This is a genomic window from Mycobacterium sp. BMJ-28 (assembly GCF_054404835.1).
Map to the genome: position 1 here is coordinate 3,128,912 of NZ_CM136783.1, position 24,714 is coordinate 3,153,625.

Genomic DNA, 24,714 nt, shown 5'->3' on the forward strand with positions numbered 1-24,714 from the left:
GTGCCCCTCAGTGTGGTGGCCGCGGTCGTGGTCGCCACGGCCACCGCTCCGGGTGTTGCGGCATCGGCCGTATCGTTCTGCGATGACCTGGGTGGCCAATGGAACGGCCAGTACTGCCAAACCTCGGTGCATTCGGAACGCAACGCGGACCGTGATATCAAGGTAGCCATCCCGGCCGAGATCGTGGACGACCCCGTCGCCGGACCCGTCGTTCGCGGCTACCTGACCACCCTGGTCGACCGCTGGAGGCGGGTCGGGGCGCACATGGTCGCCGACAGTTTCGGCGAGGCGAACTATCAGATCTTCCGACAGGGCGACACGATGTCGGCGGTGTTCCGCGAGACTTATCACGCCGATGGCCCGGATTTCAACAACGCCTACCGGACATTCACCTTCGACACTTCCGACGGCCGACAACTGCAATTGTCGGATCTGACGAAACCCGGCATTGATCCGCTGGCCGCGATCCCGCCGCTCGCGCAACCGTTCGTCCAGCAAGCCCTCGATCAGGCACTGCCGGCGCACCAGCCGGGCAGCTACCCGTTCGTGACCGATCGGTGGACGCCGGACAAGGTCTATTCGGGCGGATACAAGGCCTGGGCGCTGACACCCGATGAACTCATCCTCTATATGCCGGACTACCCCGTCGCCCACGACACTCCGCTCGATTTCACGCCCGGCGTCATGCAGTGGTCCCTGGACGGTGGCACCGTCCAGGCTCATATCCCGCTCGCTGTGTTGAGCCCGGTGCTGCGTCCGGAATTCGGTGGAAACTAACCAGTCGCACAGGGACCGGTTACCGGTTTGGTTGCGACACGAATCGGAGCCCCCCGCCCGCCGGCTTAAGTCGCGGCAATTGCGGTCGAATCACTATAGCTGGCTCAGCGGCTACCTAGATGCGCGCGGCATGAGCACTGCTGTTCGCGCGATGATGGCCTTTATCTCGGCCTCGTTCGCCCTGAGCTTAGTGGCGCTCATAGGCAGCCCGGACGGACCACACGGGTCCCTCCCGGTGGCGATGACATGGATGGCGGTCACCGGTGCCGTGTCGGGAGGGCTGTTGTGGGCGTGCCAGTGGCCCACCTGGCTTCAATCGGCGATGTTCGGGCTAGTCTGCAACACCTCCATCGCGTTAGCGTGCCTGGCACATCCCGATCCCTTGGCCTCATTAATCGGATGTATTGCCTTCGCCACGAGCGGGGCTCACATCGCGTTCCTCCACGGGACCAGATTTGTGCTGTACAACTTCGCCGTCGCGGCCGGGGTCGCCATGTTCGAGGCGATCAGGTTGGCATCGTCGGGACACGTGACACTTGCCGCCGTAGCTCTCTTTCTCGTGCTACACGCCAGCATCGCCTCACCGTTTGCGATCCGCGGGCTGGTCCGCGCCTTAGGCGTCGATCTGTTACGCGCCGACCGCGACCCGCTGACCGGCTTGTTCAATCGGCGTGCATTCCATCAAAAGGCGCTGGGATTGGTTGCGGCGAGACGCCCCGGGGACGCCTATCTGATCGTAGCGCTCGTCGATCTCGATAATTTTAAGGCGATCAATGACAACTACGGTCACGCCGCAGGCGATCGGGCGCTTGTGCAAGTGGTCCAAGCGATACGGGCCAACACACGCGATACCGCGGTGATCGCACGCAGTGGCGGTGAAGAATTCCTCATCGCGGACACGTCGTCAGCCGAGAATCCGAGGCGGCCAGCTCAAAGGATCTGCGCCGCAGTCGCCGCCCTGCCTGTTACGGTCACCGCCAGCATCGGCACTGCCAGCGCACCGCTCGACGCAATGCACCAACCGGACCTCGATCACCTCATCGCCGTCGCAGACGCCGCGATGTACCACGCCAAACGCAGCGGCGGCAACAACGTTCACCACCACGAACCCGCACCGCCAACGCGCCACGGAATCGCGTAACGGGCTGCGAACGGTGCCGCGATAGGGTCAACCGGATCGCGCAAACTCGTGACTCTATCCATCCAGAGGCGCCTCGCGGGCCTGAAGGTATTCGTGCGGCACCGTTTTCGTCGGCATGCATACCCAGAGACGCCGCCAGGAGAAGTTGGAGCACTTGCGTCGCCGGCCGTGGCGAGTTCACACCTCGCTCATCGTGTTGTCGCACGCGAACACCTACACTCGCTTCACCAAGTCGGTGTTGCGACCACCGATTGAATCCGCCCAAGCAGGCGCCATCATGGAGGCAGATCAGGTGTCCGGTTGGGTCCCAGCCAAATCCGCCCGCTCGGCCGGGAATTGCGACAATGGTGGTCGCTTCCCGGCCGCGCCCACCCCGCTTGTGCAGTCGCGCCATATCGCTGAAGCACAGGGCGTTGTCTCGCCAGCAGCTACTCGGTGACCCCGAATCCCGTCCAGCAGCACCGTTGACCGCTAAACCCTCCTCACGCGAAGGCCTTTCGCTCACCTCGGTACGTGGGAACCACATCTACGATCTGGCTACCGGCTACCAGATGCACCTCGTTGAATCGCTCACAGAGTTCGCCGGCCTTCGCGTGACGCATCCAGACTCGATCGCCGATGAGTAGTGACCGTGCCCCCCGCCCAGTGACTGGAGTCTGCACCTCTCCGGCGCCCTCGCTCTTGGTGAGCGACAGTGAGGTCGGGCCGAAGATCCGGGGTAGCCGATGGGCTCCTGAAGGCCCAGACGCAATGTATCCTCCACCTAGGGTCGTGGCGCTCCGACGGGACGGTCGCCGTACGACAGGGACAGCGAACAAGGCAGCTGGCTCAGGACGAAATCCGTGATACTCATCAAATAATCCGGGGCCGAAAAGACCTGAGCCTGCGGTTACCTCGGTGACCTCGGGATATGACGACGAGATTTCCAGGGACCCGGTGCCACCGGCATTGACCAGTTCTATGTCTGCAATATGCGAGAGCATGTCGACAATCGCTGCCCGACGTGCCGCGATGACCGGCGCCGACCGCTTCTTTACCCACCGGATCGCCCGCGAGGTGTCCTGCAGCCCCGCGATCTGCGACTCGTAGGTCATGATTCCGCGAAGAGCGCATGACCGTCGAGCAACGATTTCTGTAGCGAGTCTCCTCACGTCGGTCACCGACCGAAGGGGAGATCGGCGCGCTCCGATGTGCACGCCGACCGGGCGCCAGCTCGCGTCAATGTCCATACAGACCTTGATCTTTGGGCGATCCCTCCCGATCGCATCCTCGATGAGATCCAGGTGTGCCACATCGTCGACCATCAGTGTTATTCGGCTGGCGACCTCGGCATCGGCCAGGTCCGCCAATGCGTGTCGATCGACGGTGGGATACCCCATCAACACATCGTTGGCACCGTGCGTTGCGAGCCAAATCGCTTCGGGGAGCGTAAATGCCATGACCCCGTGATTCCCCACGTGCTTGACCGCTCGGTCGATGAGCGATCGGACCCTTACCGATTTCGTTGCGACACGAATTGGAGCCCCCCCCGCGCGCCGGATTAAGTCGCGGCAATTGCGGTCGAACCTGTCAAGGTCGACGACGGCGAAGGGGGCCGAAAGTCCACTGGTGGCGGCATTCAGTGTCTCCAAGTCCGGTTCATCGCTCGGTTTGGTTCTCTTCACGTTCGACGGTGCGAAGTCAGGTCCTGGCCAGAGACGAGGACGTCGTCACCTGGGACAGCGACAGTCACGAGCATGTCGACAAAGGCCGCGAGTATCGATCGTGCCTGTGCCCCATCATGATTGGCAAGCCAAGCCAACGTGACGCCTTCATTCAGCGCGATCATCATCTGCGCGAGAGTCTGGATGGGCATCGTCCACCGGATCCCGCAGTTGACCGCCACCTCAGCGAAGAACACCGCTGCAGCGGTGTTGTACGTGTCATAGATCCATACCGCCAACTCAGACAAGGCCGGCTGCCGGAGCGAGTGAGTTGTCAACTCGAACGTCAGCAGATGCCGCTCAGGGGCGACCTCCACCGTGCTCCACAGCGCTTCTACAGATTTACTCAAAGACGCTCGGAGGTCATCACCCAGCGAAATCGGTGCGATGACACTGTCCCCCAACTCCTCGATGACAGAAGTGATGACCGCCCGATAGAGATTCGCCTTGGTTCCGAAGCAGTAGTTGACCACCCCGACCGACACCCCAGCCTGTCGAGCAATTCGCCGAGAACTCGCCGCCTCGACACCCTCGACCGTCATCACCGCCACAGCAGCAACGACAAGCTGCTCACGCCGAGTCGCCACAGGCAGCTTCACCATTTGCATCCTCTATCGTCGACCAACGTTCTGGGATCGACAATATCAGAGCACCTGTTCAAGTCAACTGTTCAACATCCGACTCGACGCAAGATCGGGGAGGCGTCGCGCGACATGTTGTTCCTGAGTGCGGGCCTTGCCATAACTTCAGCAGGCACCGCGTGAAGCTGTGGACCGGGTCGCGGCCTGGGTGGCGACTGTCGCTCACAACAGCATTTGTTTCGTTGCCTGGTAGCGCGGCGTAGATCCGGCGACCTTCAAAGCCGCCCTCATCGGGACAGCCAACTGATTTGAACGAGCCGACAGATCCCGGACCCTGACAGCGCGCAACAGCTGCGGGGCAAAACAGATCCGCAAACCGCTTGCCCAAGAAAGGTACTCGTGAGTACCCTGGCTCGAGGGTGCCGGGGTGGTACCGATTTGTCTGATCGGAGCAAGAGAATGCCCGTCGAAGTACAGACCGCGACCCTGAACCAGGGATCGATTGAATATCGCGACTACGGAACATCAGGACCGGTCGTCGTGCTGCTGCACGGAGCGTTGGTCGACGGACGATTGTGGGATCCGATCATCGAGCACCTGGCGAAGTCGATGCGGGTTGTCGTTCCCGAATTGCCGCTGGGGTCTCATCGGATACCGATGCCACCAGGTTCCGACCTGTCTGTTTTCGGAATGGTCGATTTGATCGGCGACTTGCTCGAACACCTCGATCTGACCGACGTCACGATCGTCGGCAACGACACCGGGAGCGTCTACTGTCAGGTCATCGCGGTGCGCAGACCTGAGCGGGTGGCCGGAATCATCCTCACACCCGGCGACATGTTCGAGCAGTTTCCCCCGAAGGCGTTCTTCCACCTGCATGTCGCATCGAAACTGCCCGACATAGTGGTGAAGGCCCTGATGTGGCACGTGACCCTCGAAGGTGCCCGATACCTCCCATCGAATTTCGGGTGGATGGTCAAGAGGCGCGTCCCGAAGGAGATCACCGACGGCTGGGTTCTCCGCGCACTTCACGACCGAGACATCATGCGTGACGCGAAGAAGGTGCTGGGGAGCTTCAAGAGTGAGGTGTTGTTGGACAACGCGCCGCGTTTGTGGTCGTTCGCCAAGCCGGTACTCCTGATTTGGGCGAGCGAGGATCACTTCTGGAAACCCGCCCAGGCGTATCGGTTGGCAGGGATGTTGCCCAACGCCCGCGTGGAAGAAGTCGCCGACGCGTACACGCTCGTCATGTGGGATCAACCCGAGCGGGTGGCTGAACTGATCTCCGGCTTCGTCGAAACCAAGATCAATACGCAGGGCGCTCGAGCGACGAGCACGGTCCAGGAATGACGCGCACAAGCATCGCGTTGGAGGGGTTCGGGGTGCCGGAATGTCTTCGATGGCACGACGGCGCACTGTACTTCAGCGACATGGCGTTGGGCGTGGTCCACAGGTGGGACGGACTCAGCTCGACATCGACGGTGGTCGCCGAGATTCCCGGCCGCCCAGCCGGTTTGGGTTGGTTGCCGGACGGCTCGATGCTGGTAGTGTCGATGGAGAATCAGTGCGTCTATCGGATCGACGACGACGGTTCCACTCCCCTTCATGCCGACCTCCGGCACCTCGTCGTCGGTCACGCAAACGACATGCTGGTCACCGCGAACGGGCATGCATACGTCGGCTCGTTCGGTTTCGACTATCACAGCTACGTTCGGGACCGTTCCAATGCCTCACTCCTGGGCCCTCCTGGGCCACCCACGGCAGCGTTGGTTCACATCGCCCCGGATGGCACCGTCCTGGACTCCAGCGCACCGCTGGCATTTCCCAACGGTTGTGTCGCCATCGATGGCGGATCGACTCTTGTTGTGGCGGAGACGCTTACGATGCGACTGACCGCGATTCCGATCGACGAGGACGGCGTCCTCGGTTCGCCGTACCTCTACGCGTCGTTGGTTCCGCAATGGCTGTGGGCCATGGTCACCCGATCCGGGCCGGTGGGTGCCGCGACGCGATACGTATCGGCGTTGTTCGATAGGCCTTGGCTGGCCAAGTATTCGTCGTCGCCAATGGGACCGGACGGGATCGCCAACGGACCCGGTCGACAAATCTGGCTTGCGAACGCGCTGCGCGGTGAATGCGTGCGTGTGGACGAGGGAGGAAAGGTGCGGCAACGGGTGCAGACGAGTCAGTCAACCCTGGCATGTGTGATCGGAGGTGAGGACGGTCGCACATTGTTCGCTGCGACCACTCCCACCAGCGATCCCACCGACGCATCGCGCCTCAAGCACGGACGAATCGAGGTGGCGCGGGTATGACGAACGACACAGCGACTACGCGTCCTCCGATTGCGCCCGGTGCAGGTGTCGCCCTTGTGACACTCTTCGACGACAACGGCACGCTGCTGACAGACAAGACGGCCGATTTGGCGGCGATGTTGGTCGACCACGGGGCCGCTTCGATACTGGTGGCCGGAACGGCTGGTGAATTCTGGCTTCTCGGCGACGACGAACGCCTGCAGCTCACGGCGGCGATACGCCGCTCGGTAGGAGACGACGTCCCGGTCATCGGTCATGTCGGAGGGGTCGATGCGAAGCGTTCAGCGGGTATGGCTGAACGAATGGAGTCTGCTGGGGCCAGCGCTGTCATTGCCTTGCCACTGAACATCGGCGCGAACGACGTTGCGGGCTACTACGAAAAAATAGGCGCGACGACATCGTTGCCGGTCCTCGCGTACCTGCTCCCCCAAGCAGGTGTCTCCATTCCCCTGGACGTTCTTCAGCGGCTTTCTGTGGTAGGTATCAAGGACTCCTCGGGTGACGGTGAACGGCTCACGTCCGAAGTCGTCGATCTGAGTATCGAGACCTATACGGGTGCGCCGTCGCTGCTCGGTCTTGCCCACGATGCCGGTGCCGCCGGCGCGATCTTGGGGCTGAGCAACGCGCGACCCGAACTGGCGGCTGAGGCCTTCGGCGGGAGTCGTGACGCGTTCCGCGCGATGATGCACGAATTCGCTGTCAGCGCTGCTGAGTTCCCGGCGAATCTCAAGCGAATCACTGCGGAGCGGTGGAACACACCGGTCGGTAGTCGTAGCGCTGCCTCGGCCGGGAACGTTGCCTCGTGACCACCGTGAACGCGTTCGCCGACGACGCTCTAGGAGACAACGACGCAGTCGGGGTCGCACAGTCCATCGCTGTGGGTGAGGTCTCCGGGGACGAAGTGCTCGCGGCCACGATCGCTCGATGTGCCGCGGTCGAACAGCACCTCAACGCAGTCGTTTTCGAGGCGTACGAGTCGGTGAGTTCGGCGACGACGGCTCGCCCGTCGTCAGGATTCTTCCAGGGGGTTCCGACCTTCGTCAAAGACATGGTGCAGATCGCCGACATGCCGACGACTCAGGGCACCGACGCGTGGGAGCCTCGATCGTCGGCACGGGATGGTGCCTTCGTGGCTCAGTTTCGGACGTTGGGTGTGATCCCGTTGGGGGTGACGCGCATGTCGGAGTTCGGCTTCAGCCCGGCACCCGAACATCCTCGTCTCGGCGCGGTGCGCAATCCCTGGAACACTCGACACACGGCGGGTGGATCCTCTTCGGGGTCAGGGGCTTTGGTGGCGAGCGGAGCAGTTCCGTTCGCTCATGCCGTCGACGGTGGTGGTTCCATCAGAATCCCTGCGTCGTGCAATGGACTCATCGGACTCAAACCCTCACGGGGCCGACTCCCTCTTGACACAGATCTGCGGCGGATACCCATTCGCATCGCGTCCAACGGCATTCTGACGCGTTCGGTGCGCGATACAGCAGCCTTCTACCGTGAGATGGAGAAACAGCACCGGCCGCGGTTTCTCGACCCGATCGGTGATGTGACGGGCCCGGCTGCTCGCCGGTTGAGGATCGCGGTGGCGACTCGATCGCTGAACGGCGACTGCATGCCCGAGGTTCGGGATGAAACCTTGCGGGTGGCGGGGGTGCTCGAGGAGCTGGGCCACCACGTCGAGCTCATCGACGCCGTGCCCGTGGATAACTCGTTCGCGGAGGACTTCCTGTCGTTTTGGGCGTTGTCGGCGTTCGCACTCGTGCGTATGGGTAAGCGCCGTTTCGGGGACTCGTTCGACAGTTCCAAACTCGACGGCTTCACCCACGGTCTCGTACACCGAGGTTCGAAGGAGTTCGTCGGCGCCCCGGGAGTGATTGCACGACTCTCCATGACCCGGCGGCGATCACAGCGGTTCTACACGAAACATGATGTTCTGCTGACGCCGACTTTGGCGAAACCACCTGTGCCCGTCGGAGAGCTAAGTCCTGTATCGACCGATTTCGAGACGCTGTTGGCGCGGGTCGTCTCATGGGTGGCGTACACACCGTTTCAGAACGTCACCGGTGAGCCATCGCTGTCGCTCCCGACCGGGCAGAGCTCCTCCGGTCTGCCCATCGGCACCTTGTTCTCGGCGCCCAAGGGTCAGGACGCTCGGCTTCTGCACTTGGCGTACGAGCTGAGCGAAACCCAGCGCTGGCGACGAATCGACGACCGAACGTGACAGGCTCACGTCAGCACCCGGTGCACATTAGAGTCTGGATATGCGGAAGGCCACGACGAACGTGATCGCCGACCTCGCATCGTTTCGAGTGGCCGATTCCACTTTCACCGACACCAAGGAACGACTCCTACTCGCCCTGGCCGACTCGATCAGAGAAAAGGGGCTGGCTCAGGTCCAGATCACCGACGTGGTCCGTCACGCTGGGGCGTCCCGCAGGACCTTCTATCAATGCTTCGCGGACAAAGACACAGCGGTGGTGGCGTTGGCAGAGATGATCTTCACGTTGTCCAACGGCCACGTCGCCGCTGCTGTCGATCCCGCGGCGCCCTTGGGAGTCAGAATCGATCAGGGAGTCGATGCGTTTCTCACGTTCGTCGCGGCTGATCCAGTGTTGATCACAGCTGTTCGTACCGAACTGCCGACCATCGGCCCCCTAGGCGTACACACCCACCTCAACAGCGTCGATCAGTTCACCTCACTCGTAGTAGGACTCCTGCGGACATCGGCCACGGACATCGCTGACGCCGATACTCTTACCCACGTGGTCTATATGCTCGTGACAGGGTTGGACAGCGCATTCGTTCGTGCCATTGCGCGCGGTGAATCCATTCTCGATCTGGCCCCTGCCGCCAAATTGCTGTTTCGGCGGGCACTTCTCGCAACACGGTGACGCCAGAGGGCGCAGCCGACCAACTCGACAGCGGTGTCCAGAGCGAGGCGGTCCCACGCAGACCGCGGACGCCAGAGAGTTCGCGTGCTCGCCCCAAGCGATCGACGCGACACGATCAAAACCACGCCCGACTTCCCGATGATCCGACAGCAACCGAACCGTTAGGAACCGACAACGGCGCCAACCGTGCGCAGCGCTGCGCGGTGGACTGCGCTCGCCACTGCACTGCCACTCCTTGGAGGAAACGAATGCCCGAAACCTCGTCGCCGCGTGATGTCACGCCTGAGGTGGCCAGCCAAGTCCTCCGGAACTGGACACCAGAAGTCGCAGCGCATGTCGCCGACCTGTACCGCGATCTGCATCGCCATCCTGAGCTGTCGCTGCGCGAACATCGCACTGCCGCAGCCACAGTCAAGGCGCTCAAACCAGCCGGCCTTGAAATCGCCCCAGGAGTGGGCGGCACCGGCGTGGTCGCCGTGCTGCGCAACGGCAATGGACCCACAATCATGCTGCGCGCCGACATGGATGCCTTGCCAGTCACCGAAGCGACCGGCCTGCCCTACACGAGTACCGTCGAGGGCGCCGCCCACGCCTGCGGACACGACATGCACGTCGCCTGCCTCGTCGGAGCCATGCACGTCTTGGCTAGCGGACGCGATCAATGGTCAGGCACCATCGTCGCAGTCTTCCAGCCTGCCGAGGAACTCGCACGCGGCGCAACCGCGATGATCGACGATGGACTGTTCCAGCGATTCCCCGTGCCTCAAATCGTCCTCGGACAGCACGTCGGACCACTGCCGGCCGGAACGATCGGCTATGGCCGCGGGCCTGTGATGGCCGGTACCGACTCGGTTCAAGCGACACTGTTCGGACGCGGTGGCCACGCCTCCTGGCCCGAGACCACGGTCGACCCAGTGGTCATGGCCGCCGCCGCAGTACTTCGACTGCAAACCATTGTCGCACGCGAACTTTTAAGCAACGACCAAGCCGTACTCACCGTGGGACGACTTCAGGCCGGCACAAAAGACAACATCATCCCCGACACCGCAGAACTGGGGATCAACATCCGCACCTACTCTCAAGGCACCCGCGAACTCCTACGCTCCGCGGTCGAGCGCGTTCTGCGCGCAGAGGCGGCCGCCAGCGCAGCGCCCCGCGAACCGGCGTTCGACTGGAATATCAGCGCACCCGTCCTGATCAGCGATCCCGACGCCACCACTGCCACCCTTGGCGGATTCTCCCGCCACTTCGGCACCGACAACGTCTTCGAGCTGCCACCGCTGGCCGCCAGTGAGGACGTCGGCGCATTCGGCGCGGCAATTCAGGTACCCACCGTGTTCTGGTTCTTCGGGGGCATCGCTGCTGACACGCTGACCGAACTGCACAAATCCGGCCGCGCAATACCGTTCAACCACTCCCCCGAATTCGCCCCCACCATCGAACCAACACTCACGACCGGTGTACACGCACTGACACTCGCGGCGCTGACCTGGCTCACGCCGCCCGGGTGAACCTTCTCCTGGCGAGACCGCACAATGCGACCCCGACGGGGCTGGAATCGATTGTGTCGTGTGGTGCGGCGGTCTGCACGCCCTCGACGCTTACGGTCCTGCCTTCACGCATCCCCGGCACGAATGGGTCGAGCTATTCCATGGGCAATCTCCGGTTCGGCAGCATTCTCACTGATCCTCGTGCCGGGACGTGTCGTCGAACCCGAGACGGTTCATTTCACCAAGTCCAGACAGTGTGGTCGGCTGGCTGGTACCGGTTACAGGTATCGGTCGTGGCGGCCGCCACACCCTTGTTGTTGAAGAACAGTTTCGCCCAGTTGGGCCAGTTCCACGAAAGTTGCTCGTAGAAGGCGTTGGTGGCGGTGGTTTCCGAATATGTCCGGCGCCCCGCGTAATCCAGGGAGTAGAACCAGTGGATGCGGTCGCGGGTGGCCCGCTGCACCTCTGGGGACTTGTTGTTGTAGTCGATCATGTATCGCTCGTAGTACATCGGTTTGACATCGCGCGCCGCAGCCATGATCTGTTCGGCGGTGCAGGTTGTCTTGAGCATTCGGTTGGGAATGGGATAGTCGTCGGTCGCGTCGGCTGCCGCGACACCCGAACCCGCGGCAATACTGCCGGCAACGGTGAGTGCGGCCACCGCTGACCGCAGGACGATGCTGATTCTCTTGCAGGTCATCGTGTTTCGCTTCCCCCATGTCGTGCTGCCGACTCGACGACGGGCATCTGCTCGGGACAGTAGCTGCGCAGCGCCCCGCCGAGAAACTGCCATGCCTGCTCGGTGGACGTTGTCTTCGGCATGTTGGTTGACACGAAGTGCGCGGAGTCGTAGGCGCTCTGGTCCACGCCGCGCTGTAGGCGCTTGCAGGTGAGTTTGGCGATCCAGGCGTTGTAGTCCTTTTGCCCGTAGATCCCGTAGGTGTGCAGCTCGTTGGCGAACCGGGTGTCGGTGTCAGCCGAAGCTGGTGCGGCCGACAGCACCGCTGCAGCGGCCACGGCGACAGCTGCCAAGAACGTCAGCACCGCCAAGAGCGTGCGTGCTCGGGCAGTGCGTGTGTTCCGCCTCGGTAACCTACGTACGCGTCCGGATGTCATCACGTCAAAAAGTCCCTTCTCACGGCTTGAGCGCAGCCCCTCGTGTTCAAGAGCCGAGAGCCTCTTGCGGCTGCTGTTGAATGGGCGGCCACGGCTGAGGAACGGGTCGTGTCCGCACTCTTTGCGGCCACCAGAACCAGCGGCCCAGCAGTGCGGCGATGGCCGGCGTCATGAACGACCGGATCACCAAGGTGTCGAACAGCAGACCCAGACCGATGGTGGTGCCGACCTGCGCCAGAATGACCAGATCGCTGACCGCCATCGTCATCATCGTCAAGGCGAACACCATGCCAGCGGCGGTGACCACCGAGCCGCTACCGCCCATCGTCCGGATGAGCCCGGTGCTGAGCCCAGCTCGGATCTCTTCCTTCAGCCGGGCGACTACAAGCAGGTTGTAGTCCGCGCCCACCGCTAACAGGATGATCACCGCCATCGGTAGCACCATCCAGTGCAACTCGATGCCCAGCACGTGTTGCCACAGCAGCACCGAGACACCGAACGAGGCGCCCAGCGACAACACCACCGTGCCCACGATCACAGCGGCGGCCACGACGGCCCGCGTCAGAATCAGCATGATGATGAAGATCAGCACCACTGCGGCGATTCCGGCTATCAGCAGGTCTAAACTCGTGCCGTCGGACATGTCCTTGAACGTGGCGGCGGTCCCGCCGACGTAGATCGTCGAGCCCTCCAGCGGGGTGCCCTTCAGCGCCTTCAGCGCCGCATTCTTGATCCCGTCGATCTTGTCGATGCCGTCCGCCGACATCGGGTCACCCTCATGGGTGATGATGAACCGGGTGGCACGGCCGTCAGGCGATATGAACTGCTCCAGAGCCTTCTTGAAGTCCTTGTTGTCCAAGGCCTCCGGCGGTAGGTAGAACGAGTCGTCGTTCTTCGCCGCGTCGAAGGCGTCGCCCATGGCAGTACCGTTCTCAGCCATGATTCGCTGCTGCTCCTGCATGCCAGCCTGAGTCTGATGCATCGTGAGCATCATGGCCTTCATCGACTTCATGGTCTCGACCATCGAGGGCATGAGCGCGACCAGCTGAGGCATCAACGAGTCCAGCCGTTCCAACTGCGGCACGAGCGACTGAATGTTGTCGGTCATCGCATCAATGCCGTCAAGGGTGTCGAACACCGATCGGATCGCCCAGCAGACCGGGATGTTGTAGCACTTGGGTTCCCAGTAGAAATAGTTACGGAGGGGACGGAAGAAATCGTCGAACTCGGCGATGTGATCCCGCAGTTTCTGGATGTCGACGACCATGGTCTTCATCTGCGTCACCATCTCGTGCGTGGTGGCCGCCATCTGGCCGGTGAGACTGGACATCTTCTCCATCGTGTCGATGGTGTGCTGCATGTCCTCGGCCTGCAGCAACATATCGGCACTCCGCGCCGCCATGAAATCCTGATTGATCACCTGAGTCGTGGACTGCTGGCTGATGGCATAGGGAATCGTCGAGTGCTCCAACGGATCCCCCTCCGGGCGCGTGATGGACTGAACGCGAGCGATGCCATCAGCCTGGAAGATCGCCTTCGCGACCTTCTCGATGACCAGAAAGTCCGCTGAGTTGCGAAGATCACGGTCTGTTTCGATCATCAACATCTCGGGATTGAGCCGAGACTGCGAGAAGTGCCGGTCGGCCGCCTGGTAGCCCACATTGGCAGCTATGTCGTCGGGTAGATAGTGGCGATCGTTGTAGCTGGTCTGATAGCCGGGCAGGGCCAGCAGGCCGATGAGCGACACCGCGGTCGCTGCCACCAGAATCGGTCCGGGCCAGCGCACCACGGCGGCGCCGACCTTGCGCCAGCCGCGCACCCGCATGGCCCGCTTCGGGTCCAGGAGTCCAAACCGACTGGCGATCGTGATGATCGCGGGACCGAACGTCATCGCGGTGAGGATCAGCACCAGCATGCCGACCGCGAGCGGAACGCCCAGAGTCTGGAAGTACGGCATGCGGGTGAAACTCAGGCAGAACGTCGCGCCCGCGATCGTGAGGCCGGAGCCAACGATCACGTGCGCGGTGCCACCGAACATCGTGTAGTAGGCCGTTTCTGGGTCCTCGCCGGCGCCGCGGGCCTCTTGATATCGGCCGACGAGGAAGATCGCGTAGTCGACGGCGATGGCGATGGCCAACGTGACCAACAGGCTGGTCGCGAAGGTCGAGAGCCCGATCAGTTCGTGGTAACCGAGAAAGGCCACCGCACCGCGGACCGTCATCAGGCTGACGCCGACCATCACCAGGATCAGCAGCGTCGTGATGATCGACCGGAAGAACAACAGCAGCATCACCGTGATGACGAGGAAGGTCAGCGCCTCCACCAGTTGCATGCTGTCGTGGCCGGCCGACTCCTGATCGGCCGACAGCGCCGCCGACCCCGTGACGTACGCCTGCACACCGTCAGGGGTCGGCATGCCGTCGATGAGGTCACGCATCGCGGCGACCGATTCGTTGGCCTTCGCCTCGCCCTGATTGCCCACGAGGTTCACCTGGATGTAGACGGACTTGCCGTCACCACTCTGCACCCCGGGCGCGGTCAGCTTGTCGCTCCACAGATCTTGGACGTGTTCGACATGGGGGTCAGCGCTGAGGCGGTCGATCAAATCCGCGTAGTAGCGCCGTGAGTCCTCACCCAGCGGATCTTGTCCCTCCAGCACGATCATCACCGAGCTGTTGGACTCGAACTCCTCGAAGACCTGACCGATGCGCTGCATGGCGGCCACCGCCGGTGCACCCTGGGGGCTCATCGACACCGAGCGCATCTCTCCGACCTTCTCCAGCTGCGGCACCGAAACATTCAGGTACACCGCAAGCACGATCCAGATCAGCAGAAACGGAATCGACAGTCGCCGGAACCACAGTGCGATCCGGCCGAAATGCGCCTGCTCGTGCTTGACGACCGGCTGCTCCTGCTCGTTTTTGACGACCGGCAACGCGTCAGTGGGTGAGTCGGCCGAATGCGCGCTCATGCCGACTTCACAATGCAGAAGGCCTGGGCGTTGAAAGCGTTGATGATTCGCTCGTCACGGACTTCGTCGTCGACGAGGATTCGACACCCGAGGCTCGACGTGGTGCCCTGGGCGACGATGTTGACCGATGCCGCGGGCGCAGTCGTCGACAGGTCGAGTCGCCACGGCAGTTCCGCATCGATGACCTTCTGCGGTTTGCCCTCCAGATCGACGTAGTGCACGTCGACTCGTGCCCCGGGGGGGCCGAAGACCTCGTAGGTCACGTCCTTGGGATCGAACGGCTCGGGGTCGTTGGCGAACTCGATGGGCGCTACCGACGGGCCCTCGGACGCGAAGACCCCTCGTATCCGGTTCACGGTCAGGCCCGCGACCACGATCGCGACGGCGATGAGGATGGGCAACCATCCCTGCTTGAGCACCCGTAACACGCTCGATCTCCTCTTCATCACGAAGTTTACGCCGGGTGACAAACTCCCGGCCAGACATGATTGTCCAATCCGCTCAGCAACACTAACCACTGAGTTAGAGTGAAGCAAGCCGATCGTACAAGTAATTCAAGCATCTACGACAACTGGGGTTAAAGTGGATGCGACGCCACACGGACTGACGGCGAGGACCTGGCGGTAAGCGGAATGAACAGGAGGCGCCACGTGGCGAAGCCAGCAGCGGCCCGTGGCTTCGCACGCGAACGGGTGCTCGACGCAGCTCTCGAGTTGTTCGCCAAGAACGGCGTCAGTGGCACCTCACTGCAGATGATCGCCGACCGCCTCGGCGTCGGAAAGGGCGCGGTTTACTACCAGTTCCAGTCCAAGGACGAGATTGCCCTGGCGATAGCGCGACCGGTGTACGACGACATCGAGCACCTCATCAGGATTGCCGAAATGCTGCCCACCCCAGAAGCCCGCAGGGACGTGGCCGTGAGCGGACTGGTCGAACTTGCCATTCGACACCGGCCGATCTCAGCGCTGTTCTACTCCGATCCGACCATCCAACATCTGGTCGAGACCCATGAGGAGTTCCAGAACATCGAGCGTCGTTTCACCGGACTCCTGCTCGGCCCCGAGCCTGACATAGCGAGCCAGGTTGCCATGTCGATGATCACCGCTGGGATCTACGCCAGCGCAGCCGACCCGAAGCTCAGCACGGTCGAAGACGCCGAACTTAGCCACATCCTGCTCGTCTGCTCGAAGAGATGCATCGGAGCGCCAACTGGCACCGAGCCCGAGCCGCGTCACGAGAGCCCGACCAATGGTTGAAGCCCAGCCGCACCTGCTCCCGCAGAGCCCGCGGTCGATGACCCCAGGATCGCCAAGGTTGCAATCCCGTTGTCCACGGCATGCCAGCTCGCGACAACGCGGAAAAAGGAACGGTCTCGAAAGCAATACATCTGGATCCAATACATGCAGTGCCGGTGGGGTTTTCACACCTGCGCGCAACCGAGAGAGGATTCGGATGTCTGAACTGCTCATCCCGAATTACGACCCGAACACGCTGGTGCGCTCCGTCACGGTGGAGATCGAGGCACCCAGCGGCGTGGTGTGGGCGGTCCTAACCGACCTCAACAACTACTCACAGTGGAATCCGTTCTGCGTGTCCGCGAAGTCGACGCTGGCCATGGGCTCGGCGGTGCAGATGGTACTCATCGACTACGCGGGCATAGGCGGCACGTTCCCCAGCACCGAATACGTGTGCGCGTTCGTCCCCGAACGTCTGCTGTCCTGGGCACTGCACGCCACACCCGGGTCACCGCATGCGGCACGACGCGACCAGATCATCGAGCCCATCGATAATCACCGCTGCCGCTACTACTCCACAGATGCATTCCTCGGCGAGCACGCACACGACACCATGGCCCAAACCGGCGGATGGGTAAAGCGCGCGTTCGACGACACCGCCCACGCACTGAAACGGCGCGCCGAGACCGTCAACGCCGAGCCGCAGAGGCAGAGCACGCCAAACTGAGCCGTGACGCTACGAACACGACGCCGAAAGTCCTGGGCTAAACCGGTTTCGGTCGCGCTGCAGCGACGAGTTCACGCTCTCCGAGAACATGACCTGCATCAGCGACCGATTTCCGTCCGCGAGGCCTGTTTCCGGGGCGGCATAAGACTTCAATTGCCGACGTCGGCATTTGAAATCGCCGACGTGCTTGACGTTTCGGTGCCACGGCCCGCCAGCATTTCGAGGGCGATTCCGGCAGGCCGATGTCCGTCTGCTTCGAGCCGTGACTATGCGAGTTGATGGATCTTAGGCTGCTGCCCAGAGTATTTCGAACTTTGTGCGACTGATGTTGCCGAGGAAGCCGTGACTGCGTTCGACGTTGTCGACGGTGTCGATGTAGTCGACCACAGCGTCCGCGAACTCGCTGGTGGGCGATCTACTCGTGTTGAGCAACCCGACCTGCATCCGCGCCGCGCCCGTACGATTCCATGGCGGCGCTATCGGGGCGGCCGCCCACGGTGTCGAAGGATATCGAGCAAGCTCCATCACCGCCTGTTCTCCCAGCGCCTCTTGGACGTGAAGTGCGTACCATGGTCGGCGTCCAGAATCGTTGAGCCACTGCAGGTGTCGTCGCCTGGTCGGCCAGCGATTTGTCGGCGACGATCTCGGGTTCGCAGATCTCCGTCGACCGCGGCACCATGAAGTACTAGTGCCACGCGTCTGAATTTGGTTTGCGGGAGTGGGCCGGATTTCGTCTGCGGCCCTGGCCCGCGCGAACGGGTGTCAGCGTTTGCTCCAGCCGTCGTTTCAGCGAGTCCGGTCTGGATGCCGTCGGAGACCATTAGCACGTTGCGCCGGCTGCGATCGCAACGACAATGTCTGCGATAACATCGGACACCCCCGACACACCTCGCGCGTCGGGGCACTGGTCGATGCCGCGTCGTGCTTGATGTGATTTCGTCGAGCAGGCCCGCGTCCCGGCGCCTTCGCTGCTAGGCAAACAGCCGCAGCATGATGCTGAACGCCCGGGCCGAACTCGGCGAGTCTAGTCAAAGCCCAGGGCACCGGTGGCGCACGCACACCCGAACCATGACGGGTGAGGCACGCGATACCGAAAGCGCTGGACATAGAACACGTTTCGGCAGCGCTGCGAGCCCGGAGCTCGACGAACTCCGAGAACATGCGAACTCAGCGACCGAATCCCGTCTGCGAGGTCGGATTCAAGATCGCTCCCAGCCTCGAAACGGAGTTGATTTCGGCGTTCTCGCCTCCGGTGAGCATCAGCGTGACACCGGCGGCTTCCCATTGACTCAACTGTTGAACGACCTGGGCCTCGTCGCCGACGACCATCATCTCCGCGGCGAGTTCATTGGGTATCGCACACGCTGCCTGCTGTCCGCGGCCAGCGGCGAAGAGTCTCGCTACCTCGTCGACCACGTCCGAGTAGTCCATCCGACGGCACAGGCTCGCGAAGGATTCGCCGCCGCCGGCACGGGACTGGTCGATGAGGCGAGCCAGCCTGGGCTTGGAGGCGTCGAGAACCACTTCGCGGTCGTCTGTGACGATGATCTGCGTTGTGGAACAGATTTCGAAGCGCTGGCGATCTCCCCGCGCTCCCGCCCGGGCGAAACCTTCGTCGAGCCACTCGTCGTAGACACGCGCCAACCGCGGGCAAAAGTATGCGGACAGCCAGCCATCGGCGATCTCGGCAGCCAGCGCCACGCGCTCCGCGCAATCGCCCCGAAGCAGGATCGGTATGTCGGCACGGAGCGGATGAGTGGTTGGTTTCAGCGGTTTCCCCAAACCCGTGGTGCCCTCACCGGTCAGAGGCAGAACGTAGTGCGGATTGGCGCTGACCACCGGCGCCTCCCGCCACCACACTTGCCGCAGGATGTCGACGTAGTGGCGAGTGCGTGTTAGCGACTCAGAGAACGGCTGCCCGTACCAGCCTTCCGTGACTTCAGGGGTCGATATCCCCAAGCCCAAGACGTGGCGGCCGCCTGAGAGGTGGTCGAGGGTCAACGCGGCCATCGCGCACGCAGTCGGCGTGCGGGCAGACATGTCCGCGAAGGATGTTCCCAACTGGATGCGCGAAGTTCGTCTGCCCCACCACGCCAGCGGGGTAAAAGCATCGGAAACCGATGTATCAGACGCAAACACCGCGGCGAAGCCCGCCACTTCCGCCGCGATCACCGAGTCAGCGTCGTCCGGATTCCACTCGCGCAGTTGCAGTCCGAGTCTCATCGACATTCTCCTAAACGGTCGACACCGTAGCGCTTGGCGCGCTGTCGAATACCGACCTCGACTGCAGTGAACAACTGCCACAATAGTTAGCGCGGCGGGTCGAGCCGGGCAGGCGACCGAACAGACCAGGCGCGTGGGGTACAGCGAATTCTTCACTGTGATACGTTCGGCATCATATACGTTATCGGTAATCACGAAAGGGTGGACATGAGTGAGTCGATCACCTTGGAGTACGTCGACGAGAACCGCGACATCGCCGTGCTCACCATCAACCGGCCCCGCCGACGCAACGCACTCGACGCGTCGACACTGTCTGAGTTACACACGCTCGTTGACGATCTCAACGGGCGGGCAGACTTTCGCGCCCTGGTGATCACGGGTGCCGGCACAGCATTTTGTTCCGGTGCCGATGTCAAGGCGAATGCGGACGATCGAGGGGTTCCCACGTCACCGGCAGCTCATCTAGCAGCGTCGGCAACCAGCGTCGTGGGAACTACGTACGGCGCGCAGGAACTCATGGCCTCACTGTTCGAGAAGATTCACCGGATGCGCCAACCGGTGATTGCGGCAGTCAACGGTGCGGCGGTCGGAGGCGGTTTCGCGCTTGCCTTGGCGTGCGATATTCGGATCGCCACTGAACAAGCCCAGTTCGGCGCGGTGTTCATGCGTCACGGAGTCTCTTCGTGCGACATGGGCACGAGCTACTTCTTGCCCCGCTTGGTCGGGGCTTCCCGTTCTGCCGAACTTCTGCTGACCGGCCGCGTGTTCGGCGCCGACGAGGCGCACCGGATCGGACTGGTTCACCGCGTTGAAGATTCTGCGAGGGTAATCGAGGGCGCTGTCGCCAAGGCGGTTGAAATTGCGGCCTTCTCACCTCTGGCGGTGTGGATGACCAAGGAGACGATGTGGCAGACGTGTGACTCTCCGAGTCTGCGGCAGGCACTCGACATCGAGAATCGAACGCAGGTCTTGTGCTCGACAACCGGTGATATCGACAAGTCGTTCACCGCATTTCGTGACAAAGGCGTCTGGGAATGGTCGCCGCTGTGACACGCTCGGGGGTGTGCCGGTATCGGACGAGGAGTGAGTAAATTGAACAAGACTGCTCTGTCGAAACTGTTCGACCTGACCGGACGCACCGCCATCGTGACAGGCGGGAGTCGAGGTATTGGTCTCGGTATCGCCGAGGGGTTCGTGTGCGCCGGAGCCAATGTCGTTGTCGCTAGTCGTAAACCGGATGCGTGCGCGCAGGCGGCTGCACACTTGGAGCGATTGGGCGGACAAGCACTCGCAGTGCCGACCCACCTGGGCGACGTGGCGTCCGTCTCGGCCCTGGTCGAAGAGACGGTGAACCGTTTTGGTGCTGTCGACATCGTTGTGAACAATGCCGCGAACCCGCTAGCGCAGCCGCTGGGCCACATGACGACTGAGGCGTTCGACAAGTCGATGGCAGTGAATCTTCGTGGACCTGTGTTCCTCGTCCAGTCGGCATTGCCTCACCTAGAGCAGTCATCTCACGCCTCGGTGCTCAACGTGGTTTCGGCTGGTGCTTTCATGTTCTCGCCAAACGTTGCGATCTACGCCGCCGCGAAGGCGGCCCTGATGTCTTTCACTCGGTCGATGGCCGCAGAATATGCGGCCCGGGGTATCAGGGTCAACGCGTTGGCCCCCGGCAGCGTTGACACGGAAATGGTGCGGAAGAACTCGCAGGAGTTCATCGGTGCGATGGAGTCGGCTTCGCTGATGCGTCGCATCGCATCCGTCGACGAGATGGTCGGCCCAGCCTTGCTCTTGGCCTCTGACGCCGGGAGTTTCATCACGGGGCAGGTCATCTTGGCCGACGGCGGACTGGTCCCGCACTAGAAACGTGAACACGCGGCGGGGATGACGCGATGATGACGCATCCCCGCGGTGCGTCCGGCCGGGCAACCCCATCCCCCAGGCGCATTTCGATTCTCGACCTCAGCGGGCAGTCGACATGATCATCACGCCCTCGGCAAGACGTTCACGATGGCGCACATCGGAGCCGCGCGCGACCCTCAGATGCCGAGAAGCCCGGCAAGGGTCTTCCGCTGCTGTATGGGATCTCCAAACATCAACTGTGCGCATTTAGCGCGCTTGAGGTACAGGTGTGCCGGGTGTTCCCAGGTGAAACCCATCCCTCCGTGGATCTGAATGTTTTCGGCGGCCACCCTCACGTATGCCTCGCCGACGAAGGCCTTGGCCATCGCCGCCGCCATGGCAACGTTGTCAGGCTCCTCGTCGACGCAGCGACAAGCGTGTTCGGCGGCTGATGTGGCCAGTTCGACGTCGACCAACATGTTTGCGCACTTGTGCTTGATCGCCTGGAACGACCCAATCGCTCGGCCGAACTGAAAGCGGCCGCGGGCGTGGCTGACAGCCTGGTTCAGGGCCGCCGATGCTCCGCCGATGCTCTCCGCAGCCAGCGCGATGCAAGCCAGGTTGACGACGTCGGAGCGCACATCGGCCGCTGATCGAGTCGTCGAAATATGCTGTGCGGGGACGTCAGTGAAATCGATCGCGAAGAAGCGGCGGGTGGCGTCCAAGCAAGGGACGGAAGTGATCTGCATGCCCGGCGCGAAGGCGTGAACGGCGAACAGCTCAACGACACCGCGCCAAGTTGCGAAGACGAAAATCACGTCAGCGACATCGGCGTCAAGGGCGAAACCGATTGAACCCGAAAGGACAGGCGTCCCGTGGGATTCGGTTGCCTCGAGGGGCTCGGTCGAACGGTGGCGCATATCTGCATCTCCAAAGCCGACCGTGGCGATCAGTTCCCCGCACGCGATGCCGGGCAGGAACTCGGCCATTGCAATCTCGTTGCCAGATTTCAGCAGTACTCCAGAACCCAAGACTGCCGATGCCAGGAACGGGCCGCCGTACAGGCGCTTCCCCATCTCTTGCAGTACGACCTCAAGTTCGGTGTAGCCGTAGCCCTGACCTCCGAATCGCTCGGGAATGTGAATCCCGGTCAAGCCGAGTTCGCCACCGATCTTCCGCCAGACCGCCCGATCGAATCCTTCGGCGCTCTCCGACAGGCGGCGGACTTCCGATTCGGGACTGTTCTTGTCCAGGAATTCACCGACGCTCTGTCGCAGGTGGGTTTGCTCTTCCGTGGATATCATCGGCTGGATCGCTTTCGTCTTGGTCGGGGTGATGGTCATCGAGGCACGTCGCGCCAGGGGATGTTCTTGTCGACTCGAGCATCGGCGGGAAGACCTAGTACGCGCTCGCCCAGAATGTTTCGCATAATCTCCGAGGTACCGCCTTCGATGGTGTTGGCTCGCGCACGCAGATAGCCGCGCGCTGCGGCCGTCATCGTGTTGCCGGTGTCGGCCCCCACGCCGGTCAAGCCTCCGATGTCGAGGATGAACTCCGATGCGCGTTGATTGTGTTCCGCACCAGCCAGTTTCAGAATCGACCCGTGCGGACCCTCTGCGCCTGTGGCCACCGCTTGGCTGGCACGCGCGACGGTGAGTGCGACGACATTGGCTTCCGTCCACAGTTGGATGCAGCGGTCACGACGAACCGGGTCGCCAAGTTCGTGGGCAGCGGCGGCGCGATAGCCGTCGATTATTCGATCGCCTGGGGCTCCCACTCTGTTGGACATGGCGCCGCCCAGCGCGGTGCGCTCGTTCATCAGTGTGGTGGTCACGACCTGCCAGCCGTGGCCGACGTCGCCGATTCGGTCACCGTCGGGCACCGCGACATCGGTGAAGTACACCTCGTTGAACTCGGCATCACCGGTTATCTGACGCAGGGGCACCACATCTACTCCGGGCGCATGCATGTCGACGACGAATGCTGTTAGACCCGCGTGCTTGGGCTGGTCGGGGTCGGTGCGCGCCATCAGCAGGCCACGGCGGGCTTGTTGCGCGTAGGACGTCCAAAGCTTTTGTCCTTCCACCAGCCAGTCGGCTCCGTCGCGACGTGCGCGCGTCGCAAGGCCTGCGATGTCGGAGCCTGCGGAGGGTTCACTGAAGAGTTGACACCAAATTTCCTGCGCGGTGAACAGTGGACGCAAGTAGCGTCCTCGAATTGCCGGGCTTCCGTGTGCCAAAAGGGTTGGCGCGATCATGCCCAGGCCAATGGGGTTGAGGGCGAACGGTTCTGGCGCACCGGCCGCTGCGAGCCGTGACTCGACCCAGGATTGCAGGGCGGGATCGGCTGAGCAGCCGCCGTCCTCGGGTCGGGCGCCCACCCAGGCAAGCCCGGCGTCGAAGCGTGCTCCCAGAAAGTCGTGGGCACCGCAGGCCGACGGTGGATGGCGCTCGAGCAGCGTCTGTACCCGCGTTTCGAGGTCGGCGGGACGATCGTCTTGCACGAGGTTCTCCTATTTCTGGTCGATTCCCTGCGGTCACCGGGGAATCGACGCGGTGTGAGTGTGTGAAGGCCACACGCATTGCCTCGATGAGTGAGACGAAGTCGACTCTTCGCGCAACGTCCGCCTCGCCGGCGACGGTGTTGTGAACCGGCTAGCAGGACACGACGACTACGGCCTGCGCCAGCACAGTATCACGGAACCCACTGCAGGACAGCATCTCCCGTTCCCGCGCAGCGGAAAACGACACGTCGGCAGCGCTATCGATGCACGATCGAACTTATCCACTTTCGATCCCTTTCCTGACGAGACGACTTAATGAGATCGCTTGCGGTATAGGCGTTGCGTGATCGGTCTGGAAGGTGACCCCGCTCGGATTCGTCGTCCCGCCAGATCACGGCCCCGAGCAGCGACCTCACCGCGACCGCTTGAGATCCTCGTGATCTAGGTACCTTCGTTGACACCCAGATCCCGAGCAACCTGGACGATCGGCTCTACCCGTTTCACGCACGAGCCGAACGGTTCCTTCACGGAACTCTCGGTCGTACTTCTTTGGTTCCTCCGACACCGCGGGTGGGGTGTGCGGACGAGCGCCGATTTTCTAGGTGGTGCCCGTGAATTCGCTCGCGTTGGTGGGTGATCATCGTTGACCGTGCCGCCGGGCAAGCCCTAGACCTACGGGCCTTCGAGAAGGCTTGCGGGCAGCGGGATGCCGTAGGCGTCGGTGGCGGGTGCGGCGGACTCCACGGGAAGCGCGGCAGTCTTGGGCGGTTCGCCTGTGGCGCTTTCGAGGGCGGCTGGTGGGCTACCGCCGGCCGTGCTAACCCCGGGGGCGGACGGCTGCGGCGGGTTCACCCCCGCGCTGATGAAGTTTCGGGCGCTGGCCGCGGTGAGTTGATAAGGCTGGCCAGGGCTTGCTCCGAGCTTGCTGTTTGGCAGCCCGACGGCGGCTTGAGCCGGATCGGCGTTCGTGCCGGTCTTCACTCCGCGGGTGTCGTTCGTGTGCGGTCCGAGCGTGAAGTACATGTAGGGCCGGTAGTCGCTTGCGCCGGGGTACCCGATGGCCGGGGTGCTCTGAACGTAGGGCGGCGGGTAGGGCAGAATCGACGTATCCGCCTGGGCCCGTGTCGGATGAATTGCCAACAGTCCCAGGGCGATTGTGCCCGCCTTGATTATTCTGTACAGCTGTGGTGCGGTCATGGTCG

22 protein-coding genes are annotated in these 24,714 nt (G+C 62.6%); 12 read left to right on the forward strand and 10 right to left on the reverse strand.

Annotated elements, in window-relative coordinates:
• Complete coding sequence (locus ACXPWS_RS15610; RefSeq protein WP_458713279.1) at positions 1-777, forward strand: DUF3298 domain-containing protein; 777 nt, start codon at positions 1-3, stop codon at positions 775-777.
• A 130-nt stretch (positions 778-907) separates the two neighbouring features.
• Positions 908-1,918, forward strand: coding sequence for a GGDEF domain-containing protein (locus ACXPWS_RS15615; protein WP_458713280.1), 1,011 nt, complete (start codon positions 908-910; stop codon positions 1,916-1,918).
• Positions 1,919-2,400: 482 nt separating this feature from the next.
• Here ACXPWS_RS15615 and ACXPWS_RS15620 read toward each other — a convergent pair whose 3' ends face one another.
• Together ACXPWS_RS15620 and ACXPWS_RS15625 are read right to left on the reverse strand one after the other, a co-directional pair.
• Positions 2,401-3,582, reverse strand: coding sequence for an amino acid deaminase/aldolase (locus ACXPWS_RS15620; protein ID WP_458713281.1), 1,182 nt, complete (start codon positions 3,580-3,582; stop codon positions 2,401-2,403).
• Positions 3,579-4,220, reverse strand: a complete 642-nt coding sequence (locus ACXPWS_RS15625) for a TetR/AcrR family transcriptional regulator (RefSeq protein ID WP_458713282.1) — start codon at positions 4,218-4,220, stop codon at positions 3,579-3,581. Before ACXPWS_RS15625 ends, ACXPWS_RS15620 begins: the two co-directional genes overlap by 4 nt.
• Positions 4,221-4,601: 381 nt before the next feature.
• Here ACXPWS_RS15625 and ACXPWS_RS15630 point away from each other — a divergent pair, with 381 nt between their 5' ends.
• The 6 genes from ACXPWS_RS15630 to ACXPWS_RS15655 all read left to right on the forward strand — a co-directional run bounded on the left by ACXPWS_RS15630 (position 4,602) and on the right by ACXPWS_RS15655 (position 10,916).
• Entirely contained in the window at positions 4,602-5,552 is a 951-nt protein-coding gene (locus ACXPWS_RS15630; RefSeq protein ID WP_458713283.1) for an alpha/beta fold hydrolase, read from the forward strand.
• A complete protein-coding gene (locus ACXPWS_RS15635) occupies positions 5,549-6,517 on the forward strand; it encodes an SMP-30/gluconolactonase/LRE family protein (protein ID WP_458713284.1) in 969 nt (322 codons plus the stop codon). The genes ACXPWS_RS15630 and ACXPWS_RS15635 overlap by 4 nt, the downstream gene beginning before the upstream one ends.
• Before the next feature lie 56 nt (positions 6,518-6,573).
• Positions 6,574-7,323, forward strand: a complete 750-nt coding sequence (locus ACXPWS_RS15640; protein WP_458713285.1) for a dihydrodipicolinate synthase family protein — start codon at positions 6,574-6,576, stop codon at positions 7,321-7,323.
• A complete protein-coding gene (locus ACXPWS_RS15645) occupies positions 7,320-8,735 on the forward strand; it encodes an amidase (RefSeq protein WP_458713286.1) in 1,416 nt (471 codons plus the stop codon). Before ACXPWS_RS15640 ends, ACXPWS_RS15645 begins: the two co-directional genes overlap by 4 nt.
• Before the next feature lie 40 nt (positions 8,736-8,775).
• The gene (locus ACXPWS_RS15650; protein ID WP_458713287.1) at positions 8,776-9,405 is read left to right on the forward strand and encodes a TetR/AcrR family transcriptional regulator; all 630 of its coding nucleotides are present in this window, start codon (positions 8,776-8,778) and stop codon (positions 9,403-9,405) included.
• Between the two features lie 248 nt (positions 9,406-9,653).
• Positions 9,654-10,916 (forward strand): amidohydrolase, encoded by a 1,263-nt coding sequence (locus ACXPWS_RS15655; protein ID WP_458713554.1) that lies wholly within the window; start codon positions 9,654-9,656, stop codon positions 10,914-10,916.
• Between the two features lie 217 nt (positions 10,917-11,133).
• Here the strand turns inward: ACXPWS_RS15655 and ACXPWS_RS15660 are convergent, their stop codons facing one another.
• The 4 genes from ACXPWS_RS15660 to ACXPWS_RS15675 all read right to left on the reverse strand — a co-directional run bounded on the left by ACXPWS_RS15660 (position 11,134) and on the right by ACXPWS_RS15675 (position 15,410).
• Positions 11,134-11,595 (reverse strand): DUF5078 domain-containing protein, encoded by a 462-nt coding sequence (locus tag ACXPWS_RS15660; protein ID WP_458713288.1) that lies wholly within the window; start codon positions 11,593-11,595, stop codon positions 11,134-11,136.
• Positions 11,592-11,939, reverse strand: a complete 348-nt coding sequence (locus tag ACXPWS_RS15665; RefSeq protein WP_458713289.1) for a DUF732 domain-containing protein — start codon at positions 11,937-11,939, stop codon at positions 11,592-11,594. The genes ACXPWS_RS15660 and ACXPWS_RS15665 overlap by 4 nt, the downstream gene beginning before the upstream one ends.
• A 118-nt stretch (positions 11,940-12,057) precedes the next feature.
• Positions 12,058-14,982 (reverse strand): MMPL/RND family transporter, encoded by a 2,925-nt coding sequence (locus ACXPWS_RS15670; protein ID WP_458713290.1) that lies wholly within the window; start codon positions 14,980-14,982, stop codon positions 12,058-12,060.
• A complete protein-coding gene (locus tag ACXPWS_RS15675; protein ID WP_458713555.1) occupies positions 14,979-15,410 on the reverse strand; it encodes an MmpS family transport accessory protein in 432 nt (143 codons plus the stop codon). Before ACXPWS_RS15675 ends, ACXPWS_RS15670 begins: the two co-directional genes overlap by 4 nt.
• A 222-nt stretch (positions 15,411-15,632) precedes the next feature.
• Between ACXPWS_RS15675 and ACXPWS_RS15680 the strand changes: the two genes are divergently transcribed.
• Both ACXPWS_RS15680 and ACXPWS_RS15685 read left to right on the forward strand, forming a co-directional pair.
• Entirely contained in the window at positions 15,633-16,238 is a 606-nt protein-coding gene (locus ACXPWS_RS15680) for a TetR/AcrR family transcriptional regulator (protein WP_458713291.1), read from the forward strand.
• Positions 16,239-16,434: 196 nt separating this feature from the next.
• Positions 16,435-16,944, forward strand: coding sequence for an SRPBCC domain-containing protein (locus ACXPWS_RS15685; protein WP_458713292.1), 510 nt, complete (start codon positions 16,435-16,437; stop codon positions 16,942-16,944).
• 1,167 nt (positions 16,945-18,111) lie between these two features.
• On the opposite strand, the gene ACXPWS_RS15690 is transcribed toward ACXPWS_RS15685, so the two are convergent.
• A complete protein-coding gene (locus tag ACXPWS_RS15690; protein ID WP_458713293.1) occupies positions 18,112-19,167 on the reverse strand; it encodes an LLM class F420-dependent oxidoreductase in 1,056 nt (351 codons plus the stop codon).
• Between the two features lie 207 nt (positions 19,168-19,374).
• Between ACXPWS_RS15690 and ACXPWS_RS15695 the strand changes: the two genes are divergently transcribed.
• Both ACXPWS_RS15695 and ACXPWS_RS15700 read left to right on the forward strand, forming a co-directional pair.
• Positions 19,375-20,217, forward strand: a complete 843-nt coding sequence (locus ACXPWS_RS15695) for an enoyl-CoA hydratase/isomerase family protein (protein WP_458713294.1) — start codon at positions 19,375-19,377, stop codon at positions 20,215-20,217.
• Positions 20,218-20,259: 42 nt separating this feature from the next.
• Entirely contained in the window at positions 20,260-21,030 is a 771-nt protein-coding gene (locus ACXPWS_RS15700; RefSeq protein WP_458713295.1) for an SDR family NAD(P)-dependent oxidoreductase, read from the forward strand.
• Positions 21,031-21,206: 176 nt separating this feature from the next.
• Here ACXPWS_RS15700 and ACXPWS_RS15705 read toward each other — a convergent pair whose 3' ends face one another.
• From ACXPWS_RS15705 to ACXPWS_RS15715, 3 genes are all read right to left on the reverse strand, one after another.
• Complete coding sequence (locus ACXPWS_RS15705) at positions 21,207-22,352, reverse strand: acyl-CoA dehydrogenase family protein (RefSeq protein WP_458713296.1); 1,146 nt, start codon at positions 22,350-22,352, stop codon at positions 21,207-21,209.
• Entirely contained in the window at positions 22,349-23,512 is a 1,164-nt protein-coding gene (locus ACXPWS_RS15710) for an acyl-CoA dehydrogenase family protein (RefSeq protein WP_458713297.1), read from the reverse strand. The genes ACXPWS_RS15705 and ACXPWS_RS15710 overlap by 4 nt, the downstream gene beginning before the upstream one ends.
• A 672-nt stretch (positions 23,513-24,184) precedes the next feature.
• The gene (locus ACXPWS_RS15715) at positions 24,185-24,709 is read right to left on the reverse strand and encodes a hypothetical protein (RefSeq protein WP_458713298.1); all 525 of its coding nucleotides are present in this window, start codon (positions 24,707-24,709) and stop codon (positions 24,185-24,187) included.
• Positions 24,710-24,714: the final 5 nt, after the last annotated feature.